Source organism: Vibrio lentus (assembly GCF_002875945.1).
GTDB classification, from domain to species: Bacteria; Pseudomonadota; Gammaproteobacteria; order Enterobacterales; family Vibrionaceae; genus Vibrio; species Vibrio apostichopi.
In genome coordinates, this window is record NZ_MCZK01000104.1 from 15,337 (window position 1) to 29,991 (window position 14,655).

Below are 14,655 nucleotides of genomic sequence, written 5' to 3' on the forward strand. Positions count from 1 at the left end.
CATAACACCAGAACAACAAAAAGCCCTGCGAGATAACTCTTGCAGGGCTTTTCATAATGTCATTTCAATCAGTCATTTTGGTAGACGATTACGAGCGAACCCATTCATATACTAGGCTTGGCTTAGCGTGTACTGGTGCTGTTACAGTAAGTTCTTCTTCACCAGATTCGTCTAACGTTACATCAGAAGTACCTGTTGGCTCAGCATCCATAGATACCTCACTGCCTTTAATCACCTGAACGCTTGAGTCAATCTCGCTACTCTCAGCATCAACAGCGTCTGTTGAATCATCGCCGACAGACATGGAGTTGTCTTGCGTTTCAAATTCAGGGCTCACTTCAGGTTCAATGTAAGACTCTTCAACCTTCGCGACTTGGCGAATACTTTCAACTTCTTGCTCAAACTCTTGTTGAGTCGACAATAAGTGAATTCGGAAGGTCACTTCGTTGTTTTGAATCTTAAGGATATCTAGGCTTGCCACTGAGTTTAAACGCTTAAGTGCACTCTCCAACTGGAAGAAGTCTTGTGCGTTATCCAGGCTGATAAACTGCGTTAAGATTGATTCCGAAGATTCACTCGCAACCGTTACCGCACTTTTACTCGCGTAGTAGTTACTGATTTGGTCAACAAGCTTCTTAGAAGTCGTCGCACTGTTGCCCGATACTGAACCGCTGACTGGAGATTTTGGTGCGCTCGTCAGTTGGTTTGGTTTTTGGTCATACAGAGTCCAACGCAATCCAGAAGATTGAGCCTTAATCACCAATACAGCATCAACCGGGTAACGTTGACTCGCTTTGCTGATTGGCGAGACAAAGCTGCCCCATAAGTCAGAGGTCGCAATACCCGTAATATCGTCAAAATCACCAACAGGTAGCGTCAGGGGTAGGCCGCGCTCTTTTGCGTTAGCTTGTAAACCCGCAGCCAATTGTGAATTGGAGTGTTCCCACACAATATTCTTGTCGTAGTTCTGTTCTTCCACCAGCCAAACAAGGATGTTTGAACGCGTGTCAGGCCAGTACGGCAACTGTGCTTGCGTCAATAGAGAACGGATTTGAGCACCGTTAAAACGCATACGCAATGTTGATTGGTCATTGCTTTCGCCAAAACTCATTTGAGACATATACTGCGAACTTTTACGCATCGCCTTTTGAATCGTCTCATTCGAAGCGACATCGGTTTGGCCAGTCGCACGTATTAATACCTGCTCCATACCTGTATTTCTTGCCACTTGTTCTGGCTGTTTGTTTTCAGCGTTAATCGCAACTTCAGCACTAAAAATATCTACTTGAGTTAAGGCATAACTCGGAGAGGCTAATAGTCCCATCAACAACAATGCTATGTAGCGCATACTGATCCTAATATTCAAATCTTGTGCCTAGATGATAAGCAACTATGGATTGAGGGGCAAGGTCGATAGCGCCCACTGTGTTTAATAACCTTAAAATATCACCTGGCCATGATAAATCGCTCACTTATAAACTGAGTTTTTCGGGCGACGATGGATATAAAACATCACTAAGATAAATAAATTTGATCTATTTGGTGTGGCAATCGATTGCTAAGTGATAGAATCCCGCGAATTTTATTTTTCACTTTTCATATAACGACCATTTTTAAGGACATAACATGAAAAATGCTCTGCAAGGTGCGCAAATGCTGTTTGTAGCGTTTGGTGCGCTTGTACTGGTGCCGCTACTAACAGGACTTGATCCCAACGTTGCACTCTTTGGCGCAGGTATCGGTACCCTTTTATTCCAACTTATTACACGCCGTTCAGTGCCAATCTTCTTAGCATCTTCTTTTGCATTCATCGCCCCTATCATGTTTGGTATTCAAACTTGGGGTGTAGGTGCAACCATGGGTGGCCTAATGGCAGCCGGTGTGGTGTATGTATTAATGGGTGCGTTGATTAAAGTGCGTGGCGTAGCCTTCATCCATAAGCTGCTTCCACCAGTCGTGGTTGGCCCAGTGATCATGGTGATCGGTTTAGGTCTTGCGCCTGTTGCGGTAAACATGGCGCTAGGTAAAACAGGTGATGGTGCAGTTCAGCTTATCGATGCAGACGCAGCATTGTGGATTTCATCTATTTCATTGCTAGTGACGATTGTCATCAGTGTGTTCTCGAAAGGCTTCCTTAAACTGCTACCAATCTTCGGCGGCATTGTAGCGGGTTACATCACAAGCTTGGTTTACGGTGTCGTTGATTTCACGCCAGTTGCTCAAGCTGCTTGGTTAGCTCTACCTAACTTCACCGCGCCAGAGTTCAATATCAACGCTATCTTCTTTATGGTGTTTGTTGCGATTGCACCGGCCGTTGAACACGTTGGCGACATGCTTGCTATCTCTAACGTAACCGGCAAAGACTACCTTAAGAAACCAGGTCTACACCGCACCATCACAGGTGACGGTGTGGCGACGATTGCAGCTTCTATGCTAGGCGCGCCACCAAACACAACCTACAGTGAAGTAACCGGTGCGGTAATGCTGACGAAAGCATTTAACCCAGTGATCATGACTTGGGCAGCAGTAACAGCGATTGTTCTAGCATTGGTTGGTAAGTTAGGTGCTCTACTTCAAACGATTCCAGTTCCTGTAATGGGCGGCATCATGATTCTACTGTTTGGTTCAATCGCAACAGTCGGCCTGAACACTCTAATTCAGAGCAAAGTTGACCTACACAAATCACGTAACCTTGTGATTGTCGGTATTACTCTAGTATTCGGTATTGGCGGGCATGGCATTTGGCATCGGTGACTTTAGCCTTCAAGGCGTAAGCTTATGCGGTATCGTGGCGATTCTACTGAACCTAGTCCTTCCTGAAGAGCTAGGCGACAACACCGTTGTAGATAAAGCGCAAATCGACTAACGGCAAATCGACGAATTGATAGAGGCTTGTGATACTCAATAAAGAGCATCACAAGCTAGCAAGATCAAAAAAGGGAGAGCATCGAATGCTCTCCCTTTTTATTAATACGGCTAATTCAGCAAGTTAAGAAACGGTTTAGAGTAACTTAAGCTGAAACCGAATTACTTAGTACCGAAGATCTTATCACCAGCATCGCCAAGACCAGGAACAATGTAGCCCTTGTCGTTTAGCTTCTCATCGATTGCAGCCGTGTAAAGCTCAACGTCTGGGTGCGCTTTTTCTAGAGCTGCGATACCTTCAGGAGCCGCTACAAGCACAAGAATCTTAAAGTGCTTACAACCTTTCTCTTTCATTAGGTCGATCGTTGCGATCATAGAACCACCTGTCGCAAGCATTGGATCTACCACTAGAGCAATACGCTCGTCGATGTTAGATGCAAGCTTGTTGAAGTATGGTACTGGCTCAAGCGTTTCTTCGTCACGGTAGATACCAACAACGCTGATACGTGCACTTGGGATGTGCTCAAGAACGCCGTCCATCATGCCTAGACCAGCACGCAAGATTGGCACTACAGTTACTTTTTTACCTTTAATTTGGTCAACTTCAACTGGACCGTTCCAACCATTAATAGTTACACGCTCAGTTTCAAAGTCTGATGTCGCTTCGTATGTTAGAAGGCTACCCACTTCTGTCGCTAGCTCACGAAAACGCTTAGTGCTAATCTCACCTTCACGCATCAGGCCAATTTTATGTTTTACTAGCGGGTGTTTCACTTCAACAACTTTCATTTCCAACTCCGGCAATATTTAAACAAACCTGTAGATTATACACGAACTCTAAGGTTATTTCAGAATCTTTATTCTAATAAAAAAAACCGCGCAAACGTTTGCTCTTGGTAATCAAGCCCTGTTAGAATAGCGCCGTTTTCACATCCAACTTAAGTTCGAGGACTATCCCGTGAGTGGTAATACTTCTTCTCTAAGCTACAAAGACGCTGGTGTTGATATCGACGCAGGTAATGCACTAGTAGACCGTATTAAAGGTGCCGTTAAACGCACTCGTCGCCCTGAAGTAATGGGCGGTATTGGTGGCTTTGGCGCCCTATGTGAACTTCCAACGAAATACAAAGAGCCAGTGCTTGTTTCAGGTACTGATGGTGTTGGTACTAAACTTCGCCTTGCTTTGGATATGAAAAAACACGACACCATTGGTATCGACCTAGTGGCAATGTGTGTGAACGATCTAATCGTTCAAGGTGGTGAGCCGCTATTCTTCCTAGACTACTACGCAACAGGTAAGCTAGATGTAGATACAGCAGCAGACGTTGTTTCAGGTATTGCTGAAGGTTGTGTTCAAGCAGGTTGTGCACTAATCGGTGGCGAAACGGCTGAAATGCCAGGCATGTACGAAGGCGACGACTACGACGTTGCTGGCTTCTGTGTTGGTGTTGTAGAAAAAGCTGACATCATTGATGGTACTAAAGTAGCAGCAGGCGACGCACTTATCGCGGTTGGCTCAAGTGGTCCACACTCAAACGGTTACTCTTTGATTCGTAAAGTTCTAGAAGTTTCTGGTGCTGATAAGAATGAAGAACTAGAAGGCCGCACTATCGGTGAGCACCTACTAGAACCTACTAAGATTTACATCAAATCGGCACTTAAGATGATTGCAGAGCATGACATTCATGCTATTTCGCACATCACTGGTGGTGGTTTCTGGGAGAACATCCCACGCGTACTTCCTGAAGGCACTAAAGCAGTGATTAATGGCAAGAGCTGGGAATGGCCTGCTATTTTCAGCTGGCTACAAGAGAAAGGAAACGTGGAGACATTTGAAATGTACCGCACTTTCAACTGTGGCGTAGGCCTAATTGTTGCTCTACCTAAAGATCAAGCAGACGCTGCTGTTGAACTACTGAAAGCTGAAGGCGAAAACGCTTGGGTTATCGGTGAGATCGCAAACGCTGAAGCTGGCGAAGAGCAAGTTGAAATTAAATAAGTGATACGTTCACTTACTTAGTTAATAAATGAGGACCTATTGGTCCTCATTTTGCTATTTGGCCCGCAGAAAACCTTAGTTTATGTAGGTAAATTGTAAATACTTTAATTAATCAATTGCATTATCCAGTCTATGAAGAACAGCCATTCTATGAATAACAGTCACTCTAAGAAAAACATCGTCGTTTTAGTCTCAGGAAGCGGAAGCAACTTACAAGCTATTTTAGATGCCTGTGACAACCACACGATTGACGCCTCTGTTAAGGCCGTTTTCTCAAATAAAGCGGATGCTTTTGGTCTAGATCGCGCAAAATCAGCAGGTGTTGACGCTCACTCGGTGAATCCAAAAGAATTTAACTCCCGTGAAGAGTTTGATCATGAATTGATGGTTCAGATCGATGCTTACCAACCCGACCTGATTGTACTTGCTGGCTACATGCGTATTCTGAGCTCAGAGTTTGTTCGTCATTACGCGGGTAAAATGATCAATATTCACCCTTCTTTGTTACCTAAATATCCAGGGCTGCACACCCACCAGCGTGCTATTGATGCTCAGGACAAAGAGCATGGCACCAGCGTCCACTTTGTTACCGAAGAGCTCGACGGTGGCCCTGTAATCTTACAAGCTAAGGTGCCAATATTTGAAGAGGATGATGCCGACATGCTAGCAAGCCGAGTGCTCACCCAAGAACACTGCATTTACCCTATGGTCTGCAAGTGGTTCGCGGAAGGTCGTTTATCAATGGCAAACGGACAAGCAATCTTAGACGGAAAACCATTAGGCAAGTACGGTTACGCAGAAGAGTAATTCGTCAGAAACTAAATCAAATCAAATCAAATTAAATCAAATCAAATTAAATCAAATCAAATCAAATCAAATCAAATCAAATCAAAAAAAGGCCGCTTACTGATTTATTAGTTCAGTAAGCGGCCTTTCTTTTATACGTTTCAGAATAATACTATTCAGAAGACTTAGCTTAGCTCAATGGTTCCGTCGGAGCTTGGCTTGCCACCTTTTTAGGTGCGTAAGCAACATCTTCCAACGCTTTATGGTTATTACCGATCAGCTCACCAAAATGAAACAGGGCGTATTCGCCTGGCTTCATTCTAAACCACTCTTCATTGCATGTAAGAGGCTGCGTTGCGACGACCGTAACCACATCATTTGGCGTGGTCTCTTCTTGGAAGTTTATCTCAACATCTTCATCAATCAGGCTCGCATTACCAAAAGGCGCACGTCTTGTTATCCAGTACAAGTGATTCGTACAATAGGTCATGACGTACTCACCATCACTGAGTAGCATGTTAAAGACACCTTTCTCACGCAACTGGTCACAACATTCCGCAACAAAGCGAAACATGCCTTCCATGTCTTGTGGTGGTTCAGGGAAACGATCTTCTAATTGCTTCACTAACCAACAAAAAGAAAGCTCACTGTCCGTCTCGCCGACAGGTCTGAAACGTCCACTAACCAGATCATCGTAATCCGTTAATTGGCCATTATGAGCGAAGGTCCAATATCGTCCCCAAAGCTCACGAGTAAATGGGTGAGTGTTTTCTAGATTAACGCCACCACGATTGGCTTGACGAATATGACTGACAACAGCTTGGCTTTTAATTGGGTAGTTTTGAACTAACTCAGCAATCTTTGATTCACAGCTAGGGTTAGGATCTTTGAACGTTCGAAAGCCCTTCCCTTCATAAAAGGTGATTCCCCACCCATCACGATGTGGTCCGGTATTACCTCCACGCTGCATCAGGCCGGTGAAACTAAAACAAATATCAGTTGGCACATTCGCGCTCATACCGAGCAATTCACACATGGTTTAATCTACTCCCTTTTAAAACCAATGGAGCCTAAGCTGGGCTCCAAATGTCTGTAAAACTATTATTCCATTTCTTTTTCGACAAGCTGAATCACAATGTGAATGATCTTAATGTGAATCTCTTGGATGCGGTCAGCGTAACCAAAATGCGGAACTCGGATTTCGATATCAGCACAACCTGCCATTTTACCGCCATCTTTACCGGTCAGCGCGATGGTTTTCATGCCTTTAGCTTGAGCAGCTTCAATCGCTTTCAAAATGTTGGCAGAGTTACCTGAAGTCGACAAACCAAACAACACATCGCCTTTACGACCAACGGCTTCTACATAACGAGAAAAGACATGGTCATAGCCAAAGTCGTTACTAACACAAGATAAGTGGCTAGGGTCTGAAATCGCAATACCAGCGTAGCCTGGACGATTTTCACGGTAACGGCCAGTTAGCTCTTCCGCAAAGTGCATCGCATCGCAGTGTGAACCACCGTTACCACAAGAAAGCACTTTGCCTTCTTGTTTAAATGAGTCAGCAATCAATTTTGCCGCAGCTTCAATTTGAGCGATATTGTGGTCATCGCTCAAAAACTTGTTAAGAACGTCAGCAGCTTCGTTCAATTCACTTTTGATTAGGTCTTGGTACATAAGGCTTATCTCTTATATTTTTTTACGCAACTTAAAGTACGTGAAATGAGAGCTGAGGGTTTTCCCCTCTTTATTACTGAGTTTACCCACAAACATGAAATAGTGTCGATACTTAAGCTAAAAGATTGCCACGTTAATTAACCTCTCACTGCAGAACCGTCCAATTATTCACCACCAACCTCTCACAATTAGAATTTTAACTCTATTAAGATCACTTTTTACCCAATTTAGAGTTTTACAAATATTTAATATTTTGTTTACACTTAACTGGTTAGACCTCTTACCTAAAACCATAACGATAAGTGATCTCTGAAAAGGAAATCGATCATGAACATATTGCTCTCCCTACTTGCCATGACAACCATCTTTGGTGTCTGCCTTTACCATAGAGTTAGTCTGGTACGTGCTTTAATCGTATTAACCGCTTCAATGGTTGTACTGACATTGTTTGGCGGCGTAGCTGTCACTGGCTGGCTTTGTTACCTTTTGGCCGTTGCAATGCTTGCTGTACCTGCAATTCGTCAAACCATCATCAGTCAAAAAGCGCTTTCTTTGTTTAAGAAAGTACTCCCAGCAATGTCTCAGACAGAAAAAGAAGCATTGGAAGCGGGTACGGTCTGGTGGGAAGCTGAACTGTTCAAAGGCAAACCAGAATGGAAGAAACTGCAAGACATTGCAGACCCTAAGTTATCTGAAGCTGAACAAGCCTTTTTAGACGGGCCTGTAAATCAGGTTTGTGAAATGGTGAACGATTACCAAGTGACGCATGAGTTAGCGGATCTACCACCAGAGGTATGGCAATTCCTAAAAGACCACAAATTCTTTGCCATGATCATCAAAAAGAAATACGGCGGTTTAGAATTCTCAGCTTATGCTCAATCTTTGGTTCTACAGAAGCTAACGGGTGTTTCGAGCGTATTATCATCGACAGTTGGCGTACCTAATTCACTAGGCCCTGGTGAACTATTGCAACACTACGGCACCGAAGATCAAAGAAACCATTACCTGCCGCGCTTAGCTGAAGGTAAAGAGATCCCTTGTTTCGCACTAACTAGCCCAGAAGCGGGCTCAGACGCAGGCTCTATCCCAGATTACGGTGTGGTATGTAAGGGTGAATGGGAAGGTGAAGAAGTATTGGGCATGCGCCTAACTTGGAACAAGCGTTACATCACCCTAGCGCCTGTCGCGACCGTATTAGGCTTGGCCTTTAAACTGCGTGACCCGGATGGCCTGCTTGGTGATCAAAAAGATCTTGGTATCACCTGTGCGCTTATCCCAACTGATTTAAAAGGTGTTGAGATTGGTAATCGTCATTTCCCACTCAATGTCCCATTCCAAAACGGTCCAACTCAGGGCGACGACATCTTCGTACCGATCGATTTCATCATTGGTGGTCAGAAAATGGCAGGCCAAGGCTGGCGTATGCTGGTTGAGTGTCTGTCGGTTGGTCGTGGTATCACGCTGCCTTCAAACTCAACCGGCGGTATCAAGTCTGCGGCACTGGCAACCGGTGCTTACGCTCGCATTCGTCGCCAGTTCAAACAACCAATCGGTCGTATGGAAGGGGTTGAAGAGCCACTAGCACGCCTAGCGGGTAATGCTTACGTGATGGACGCTGCGAGTAACTTGACCGTTGCAGGTATCGACCTTGGCGAAAAGCCTTCAGTTATCTCTGCTATCGTTAAATACCACTGTACTCACCGTGGCCAACGCAGCATCATCGATGCGATGGATATCGTCGGTGGTAAAGGCATTTGTTTAGGTCCATCAAACTTCTTAGCACGTGGCTACCAAGGTTCGCCAATCGCGATTACCGTTGAAGGTGCAAACATCCTGACTCGTTCAATGATCATCTACGGTCAAGGTGCGATTCGTTGTCACCCTTATGTTCTAAGCGAAATGGAAGCAGCTTATTCTGAAAGCAGCGATGCACTGGATAAGTTTGATTCTGCATTAGCTGGCCACGTTAGCTTTACGCTCAGTAACCTAGTTCGCAGCTTATGGTTTGGTCTAACCGATGGCCGCGGTTCTGATACGCCAACACCAGCGAATAAAACCGATAAACAAACACAGCGCTACTACCAAAAATTGAACCGCTACAGCGCTAACCTAGCGCTACTGTCTGATATTTCAATGGCAGTACTAGGGGGTTCTTTGAAACGTAGAGAACGTCTATCAGCAAGACTGGGCGACATCCTGAGTCAACTGTACTTAGGGTCTGCAACACTTAAACGTTTTGAAAGTGAAGGCAGCCACGCTGAGGATCTACCGCTAGTACATTGGGGTATGCAAGATAGCTTACGTCAAACTGAAGTCGCGATTGATGAGTTCCTAGCAAACTTCCCTAACCCGGTAATTGGTCGTCTACTTCGTGTTGTGTTAATGCCATTTGGTCGTATTCGCCGTGCACCTAATGACAAACTCGACAGCCAAGTAGCGAACATACTACAAACACCAAGTGAAACTCGTTCACGTATTGGCCGCGGTCAATACTTAGAAGCAACAGAATACAACCCTGTTGGTAAGATCGAGAAAGCACTAGAAGTGATTCTGCAAGCAGAGCCTTTATTCGACAAAGTCTGCAAAGAGACGCATCAAAAACGCGCTTTCTTAAGACTCGATCTTGTTGCTCAATTAGGACTTGAGAAAGGTATTCTAAATGAACAAGAAGCCGCGTTGCTTGTTAGCGCAGAAGAGCACCGTCTGTATACGATTAACGTTGACGACTTCGCACCAGAGGAACTCGCAGCAAAGTCACAATACCCAGATCAATCGATTGATAACGTGGCCTAGCCAAAGTATCAGTTGTATCGGTATGTAATTAAGCAATTCAGTTACGAAACCAGGTACACGAGATAGACCAGAAGCAAAAACGGGACTCATAGAGTCCCGTTTTTTTATATCACAATAAAGTAGTCGCAATGTTACATCCATGAGCAGCTTATATCGATGAGCGACTTACCTCGAAGAGCTAAAGCCAACGCTGAATGAACTCGTCAGCGACTACTCCTGTTTTATTTAGGAGCTCTTAGCTGCATCTCAGGCTGAGCTTGTTTCTTTGCCGTCACTTTACGAATCACAAACCAGATCAACAAGCCCAATAGAATCGCGACAACATTACCGATAGCAATAATGATCATACTGCGTTGTCGGTCATCTTCACGTTTCTGAAGAATCATCAACTCTGTCGCAATACGTTTTTGCTCGGCTAGCGCTTCTTCTTGAAGGCGTCTTGACTCAGCTAAATCGATATCTTCAACAACGCTGTATGATTGTTCTGTAATTGGAAAGATCAGTGGACGTTGACTTGAAGCATCGGTGGCGTAAACCATTCCTGACCAACTATAAATCCCCAAATCACCATTGTAAGGCACCTCTAAAGGCACTTTCATCGCATCGACTTCAGCTTGGCCTTGCTTATACGTTACATACTCATCAGGGGCTTTATGCTCAACATGAACGGCTAATGAGCTTGGGGCTATCATGCCCGGTTCACCTGATACGACAATAGTATGAGGCAGCCCTTCTTTACGAGACTGAATAAACGTCGTGGTGAGCGGTGTTGGGTAGACCAAGACCTCTTGTTCTTGTGCTCGAAGGAACACACCATTACCAGAAGTAATACGCGCACGGTATTTACCCGGCTCAATATCAATCGGTAACGACACAGTAAAAACGCCATCTCCGGCTTGTTCATCCAGACCACTGCCATCATCGGCAAACTCGCCCATCACAACCGGAACGGGACGCGCCTCTCTCACCAAAGATTCTTCATTTTCAACGAACTTAGTAAAAGTGACCTTAAGCTTTACGCGATCTAAAAAGTCACGCAGCACCAAAGGCTTGCCGTCTGAGGTCAAACGAGCCGTAAATTTAATGTGTTCGGTTTGGTACAGTTTGTCAGGAAAGTCATTGGCATCTAAAACAAGGTGAGACAATAGCTTGATGTTGTTCTTAGGTGAGACCTTACCAACCGCTTGCCAAGGACCTGGCATCGGGTTGTCGATAGATATGATGTCCATTGACGATTCTTCATACCAACGGACATTATCGGCATTGCGCCAAGCGTAGTATTTCTTGCCATCAGGGCGAACCAAAACGACAGGTTTAGAGTTATCGGCTCGATAAATCACAAAGGTGACTTGTTCAATACTGGGATCAACGCGAAAACGGTTGTCCAATAAACTCATTACGGATTCCGTTGCCGCATGCAAGCTAAAGCTTAACAGCAATAAGTAACCGGTAGCCAATACCCTTAACATACTTTCTCCCTACTGACGCCAGAGGCAGCTTCCGCTTTTCTCGACGAGATCTAAACGACTTTGATGCGCTTCTACTTCATCGGCCGTAGCTCGTAAAACCTTTAGGGATTTTCTACCACTTTCTGCTCTTCGGATACTTTCTGCACCGCCATCTTGTTGGCCAGCGTTAAATTGCAGCGAAGTTTGTCCACCTGTCATCAATAAATAGACGTCAGCTAGAATCTCCGCATCGAGTAAAGCGCCGTGGAGAGTACGGTGTGAGTTATCAATACCATAACGGTCACATAAGATATCTAGGTTGTTTCTTTTACCAGGGAATATCTTTTTCGCCATCGCCAAGGTATCGGTAACTTTACAGTAGTCATCCGTTTTACCAATCGCAGGGTTAAGCTTCTCAAACTCATAGTCCATAAAACCCGTATCGAAGGGCGCATTGTGAGCCACCAGCTCAGCACCTTTGATAAAGTCGAGAAACTCTTTGTGTATATCTTGATACTCAGGCTTATCTACCAAAAACTCATCAGTAATACCGTGAACGCCAATCGCCTCTTCTTGAATGGCACGATCGGGCTTGATGTAGACGTGGAAATGACGTCCGGTCAATCTACGGTTGATGATCTCGACGGCACCGATCTCTACGATGCGATGACCCATGTAGTGAGGGCCACCTTCCGTATTCATACCGGTTGTTTCGGTATCGAGTACAATGATGCGCTTGTTTTCTGCGTTCGCCCCATTTTCTGATTTGGAGTTCGCTGCTGCGTCAACGCTTTGTTCTGGAGTGCTACTGGTATTCATAAGGATATCTGTGTCAGACTATGCCGATAATGTGCTTGAGGTAATAGTATCAAATCATGACGAAACAAGTTGAAATTTTCACTGATGGTTCTTGTTTAGGCAATCCAGGTCCTGGTGGCTATGGCATCGTACTTCGCTATAAAAAAGTCGAAAAGACACTAGCAGAAGGCTTCACACTGACGACCAACAATCGAATGGAAATGCTCGCCGCAGTCATTGCGCTTCAAACACTCAAAGAACCCTGCTCTGTGATTCTAACAACAGATAGCCAATACGTACGTCAAGGCATCACCCAGTGGATCCATAACTGGAAAAAGCGTGATTGGAAAACAGCCGATAAGAAGCCGGTTAAAAACGCCGACCTTTGGCAACGGCTAGATAAAGAGACCGCGCGTCATAGCGTTGATTGGCGTTGGGTAAAAGGACACGCAGGACACAGAGAAAACGAAATGTGTGATGATTTAGCAAGAAACGCGGCTGAAAACCCGACTCAAGAAGATACAGGCTATCAGCCTAGCTAATGATCTGGGTTCAATACAATGTGACATTCGAACCAGATTTATAATGTCTTAAACTGATTGATAATTCCTTAGCCTAATTAATAGATGAAAGCCGACTACTAGTCGGCTTTTTCTGTTTTTAGCGGATATGAAGCCTTGTTTGAATGCTGCGTGGGACGGCTATTGGTTCTAAAGCTTGCTCCAACAGGAGAAAAGCGTCGTTTGAGATGCCAATGAGGCTTAATCGGTTTGAGCGGATAAGTACGCTTACGAGCAACAATAAAATATTGGCTTCCCGCAAAGGAAGCACAGCCACCCAAGCTGTTCTCTAACCACGTCCACACTGCCTGATATTTACTCATCGGAAACAACGCATAGGTATCGCAATGAATCACTTCATAGTTCAATACACCTAACCAGTCTTTAATTCGGTTTGGCGTATACATGCGTCCACTCCAAGGCAAACTGTTCTTACGCCAAGGCAGTAAACTTGCAAGTCCGGTAATACTAAACGGATTGAAGCCAGTAATGATGATATAACCATCGTCCATCATCACTCGATCAACCTCTCTCAATAATCGGTGAGGGTCGTTGCTATAATCTAATTGATGACTGAGCACCACAACATCAAAGCTTTTCTCTAAAAAGGGTAAATTATAGCCATCCGCTATCACATTATGTAATGGGTTCTGGATATCTAGGTTTACTTGATGTTGAATGTTGCATGTGCAGCTAGAAATCTCACTACTGAGGCCGCCGAGCTTGAGCATATGGTAACCAAATAGCTTTGGGCACCACTCATCGAGTCGAGTTTGAATAGATTCTCTCAACCAGTCCCCATTGTGCAACTGTGCCCAAGTGTAAGGACACTCAAACTTTTTTCTGCTACGTGCTGGCTTCATCAATAATCTGTCTCACTTATTCTGTCTCACTAAAAGTGACTGGAGAACCAATAATGTTACATATCAAAAGCATACCTGCATTTAACGACAATTACATCTGGCTGATTGAAAATAGCGATCGCCGTTGTGCTGTCGTCGACCCTGGTGATGCTGCTCCAGTATTAGAGTACTTAGCACACCATGAGCTAACTTTAGATGCAATCTTGATTACACACCACCACCATGATCACATTGGTGGCGTTCCAGAATTAGTCAGACAATTCCCAAACGTAGACGTCGTTGGCCCTAGAAATGAGCCAATTCCAACTCTGACTCATCCAGTCGATGACGGTGACCAGTTGGAGCTGTTTGGAGAAGTGTTCCTCGTGCTAGGGCTTAGTGGCCATACTGCAGGACACATTGGCTATGTGGGTGATGCTAAGCTATTTTGTGGTGATGTGCTGTTTTCAGCAGGTTGCGGCCGAATCATGGAAGGCACACCACAACAGATGTTTGATGCACTGAACAAGATCACAGCGCTACCTCAAGAAACCGAAGTCTATTGTGCACACGAATACACAGCCGCCAATATCGCTTTCGCACTGGCTGTTGAGCCTGATAACCAACATTTGCAGCAATATCGCGACCAAGTAAACCGACTGCGCGCGCAAAATAAGTCGACCATCCCCACAAATTTGAGACAAGAGAAGTTCGTGAACCCTTTCTTACGTTACACCGAGCCAAGTGTAATCAAATCAGTCTCTAACCGCACCGAAAACACCGATCCTCTGTCAGTGTTCACCGCTTTACGTACGTGGAAGAACGAATTTTAACAAATCCAGACTTGTCACTCATAGGGGGTGGCAAGTATTATCATCGGCCGTTTA

12 protein-coding genes and 1 pseudogene are annotated in these 14,655 nt (G+C 44.8%); 6 read left to right on the plus strand and 7 right to left on the minus strand.

From position 1 onward, the window contains the following. Window positions 1-88: 88 nt before the first annotated feature. Window positions 89-1,348, minus strand: coding sequence for a DUF2066 domain-containing protein (locus BCT49_RS09700; protein WP_102435053.1), 1,260 nt, complete (start codon window positions 1,346-1,348; stop codon window positions 89-91). A gap of 278 nt (window positions 1,349-1,626) precedes the next feature. Here BCT49_RS09700 and BCT49_RS09705 point away from each other — a divergent pair. Continuing rightward, a pseudogene (locus BCT49_RS09705) lies at window positions 1,627-2,866 on the plus strand (uracil-xanthine permease family protein). Window positions 2,867-3,027: 161 nt separating this feature from the next. Here BCT49_RS09705 and upp read toward each other — a convergent pair. Further along, the gene (gene upp / locus BCT49_RS09710) at window positions 3,028-3,654 is read right to left on the minus strand and encodes a uracil phosphoribosyltransferase (RefSeq protein WP_017060716.1); all 627 of its coding nucleotides are present in this window, start codon (window positions 3,652-3,654) and stop codon (window positions 3,028-3,030) included. 169 nt (window positions 3,655-3,823) lie between these two features. Between upp and purM the strand changes: the two genes are divergently transcribed. Both purM and purN read left to right on the plus strand, forming a co-directional pair. Next, complete coding sequence (gene purM / locus BCT49_RS09715; protein WP_102435054.1) at window positions 3,824-4,864, plus strand: phosphoribosylformylglycinamidine cyclo-ligase; 1,041 nt, start codon at window positions 3,824-3,826, stop codon at window positions 4,862-4,864. Window positions 4,865-5,014: 150 nt separating this feature from the next. Next, entirely contained in the window at window positions 5,015-5,671 is a 657-nt protein-coding gene (gene purN / locus BCT49_RS09720; protein WP_102435055.1) for a phosphoribosylglycinamide formyltransferase, read from the plus strand. A 169-nt stretch (window positions 5,672-5,840) separates the two neighbouring features. On the opposite strand, the gene BCT49_RS09725 is transcribed toward purN, so the two are convergent. After that, on the minus strand, window positions 5,841-6,686 hold the full coding sequence (locus BCT49_RS09725) for a class II glutamine amidotransferase (RefSeq protein ID WP_017079424.1): 846 nt from the start codon (window positions 6,684-6,686) through the stop codon (window positions 5,841-5,843). 65 nt (window positions 6,687-6,751) lie between these two features. After that, window positions 6,752-7,327 carry a D-sedoheptulose 7-phosphate isomerase gene (lpcA, locus tag BCT49_RS09730; RefSeq protein WP_017063379.1) on the minus strand — a complete coding sequence of 192 codons (576 nt, stop codon included), beginning with the start codon at window positions 7,325-7,327 and terminating at the stop codon, window positions 6,752-6,754. Between the two features lie 327 nt (window positions 7,328-7,654). Here lpcA and fadE point away from each other — a divergent pair, with 327 nt between their 5' ends. Then, complete coding sequence (gene fadE / locus BCT49_RS09740) at window positions 7,655-10,120, plus strand: acyl-CoA dehydrogenase FadE (protein ID WP_102435056.1); 2,466 nt, start codon at window positions 7,655-7,657, stop codon at window positions 10,118-10,120. A gap of 221 nt (window positions 10,121-10,341) precedes the next feature. On the opposite strand, the gene BCT49_RS09745 is transcribed toward fadE, so the two are convergent. Both BCT49_RS09745 and dnaQ read right to left on the minus strand, forming a co-directional pair. Next, on the minus strand, window positions 10,342-11,589 hold the full coding sequence (locus tag BCT49_RS09745; protein WP_102435057.1) for a TIGR03503 family protein: 1,248 nt from the start codon (window positions 11,587-11,589) through the stop codon (window positions 10,342-10,344). Between the two features lie 9 nt (window positions 11,590-11,598). Continuing rightward, entirely contained in the window at window positions 11,599-12,387 is a 789-nt protein-coding gene (dnaQ, locus tag BCT49_RS09750) for a DNA polymerase III subunit epsilon (protein ID WP_170960633.1), read from the minus strand. Between the two features lie 56 nt (window positions 12,388-12,443). Here dnaQ and rnhA point away from each other — a divergent pair, with 56 nt between their 5' ends. Next, window positions 12,444-12,908, plus strand: coding sequence for a ribonuclease HI (gene rnhA / locus BCT49_RS09755; protein WP_102435058.1), 465 nt, complete (start codon window positions 12,444-12,446; stop codon window positions 12,906-12,908). 98 nt (window positions 12,909-13,006) lie between these two features. Here rnhA and BCT49_RS09760 read toward each other — a convergent pair whose 3' ends face one another. Continuing rightward, entirely contained in the window at window positions 13,007-13,789 is a 783-nt protein-coding gene (locus tag BCT49_RS09760; protein ID WP_102435059.1) for a class I SAM-dependent methyltransferase, read from the minus strand. A 53-nt stretch (window positions 13,790-13,842) separates the two neighbouring features. Between BCT49_RS09760 and gloB the strand changes: the two genes are divergently transcribed. Then, complete coding sequence (gene gloB / locus BCT49_RS09765; RefSeq protein WP_102435060.1) at window positions 13,843-14,601, plus strand: hydroxyacylglutathione hydrolase; 759 nt, start codon at window positions 13,843-13,845, stop codon at window positions 14,599-14,601. Window positions 14,602-14,655: the final 54 nt, after the last annotated feature.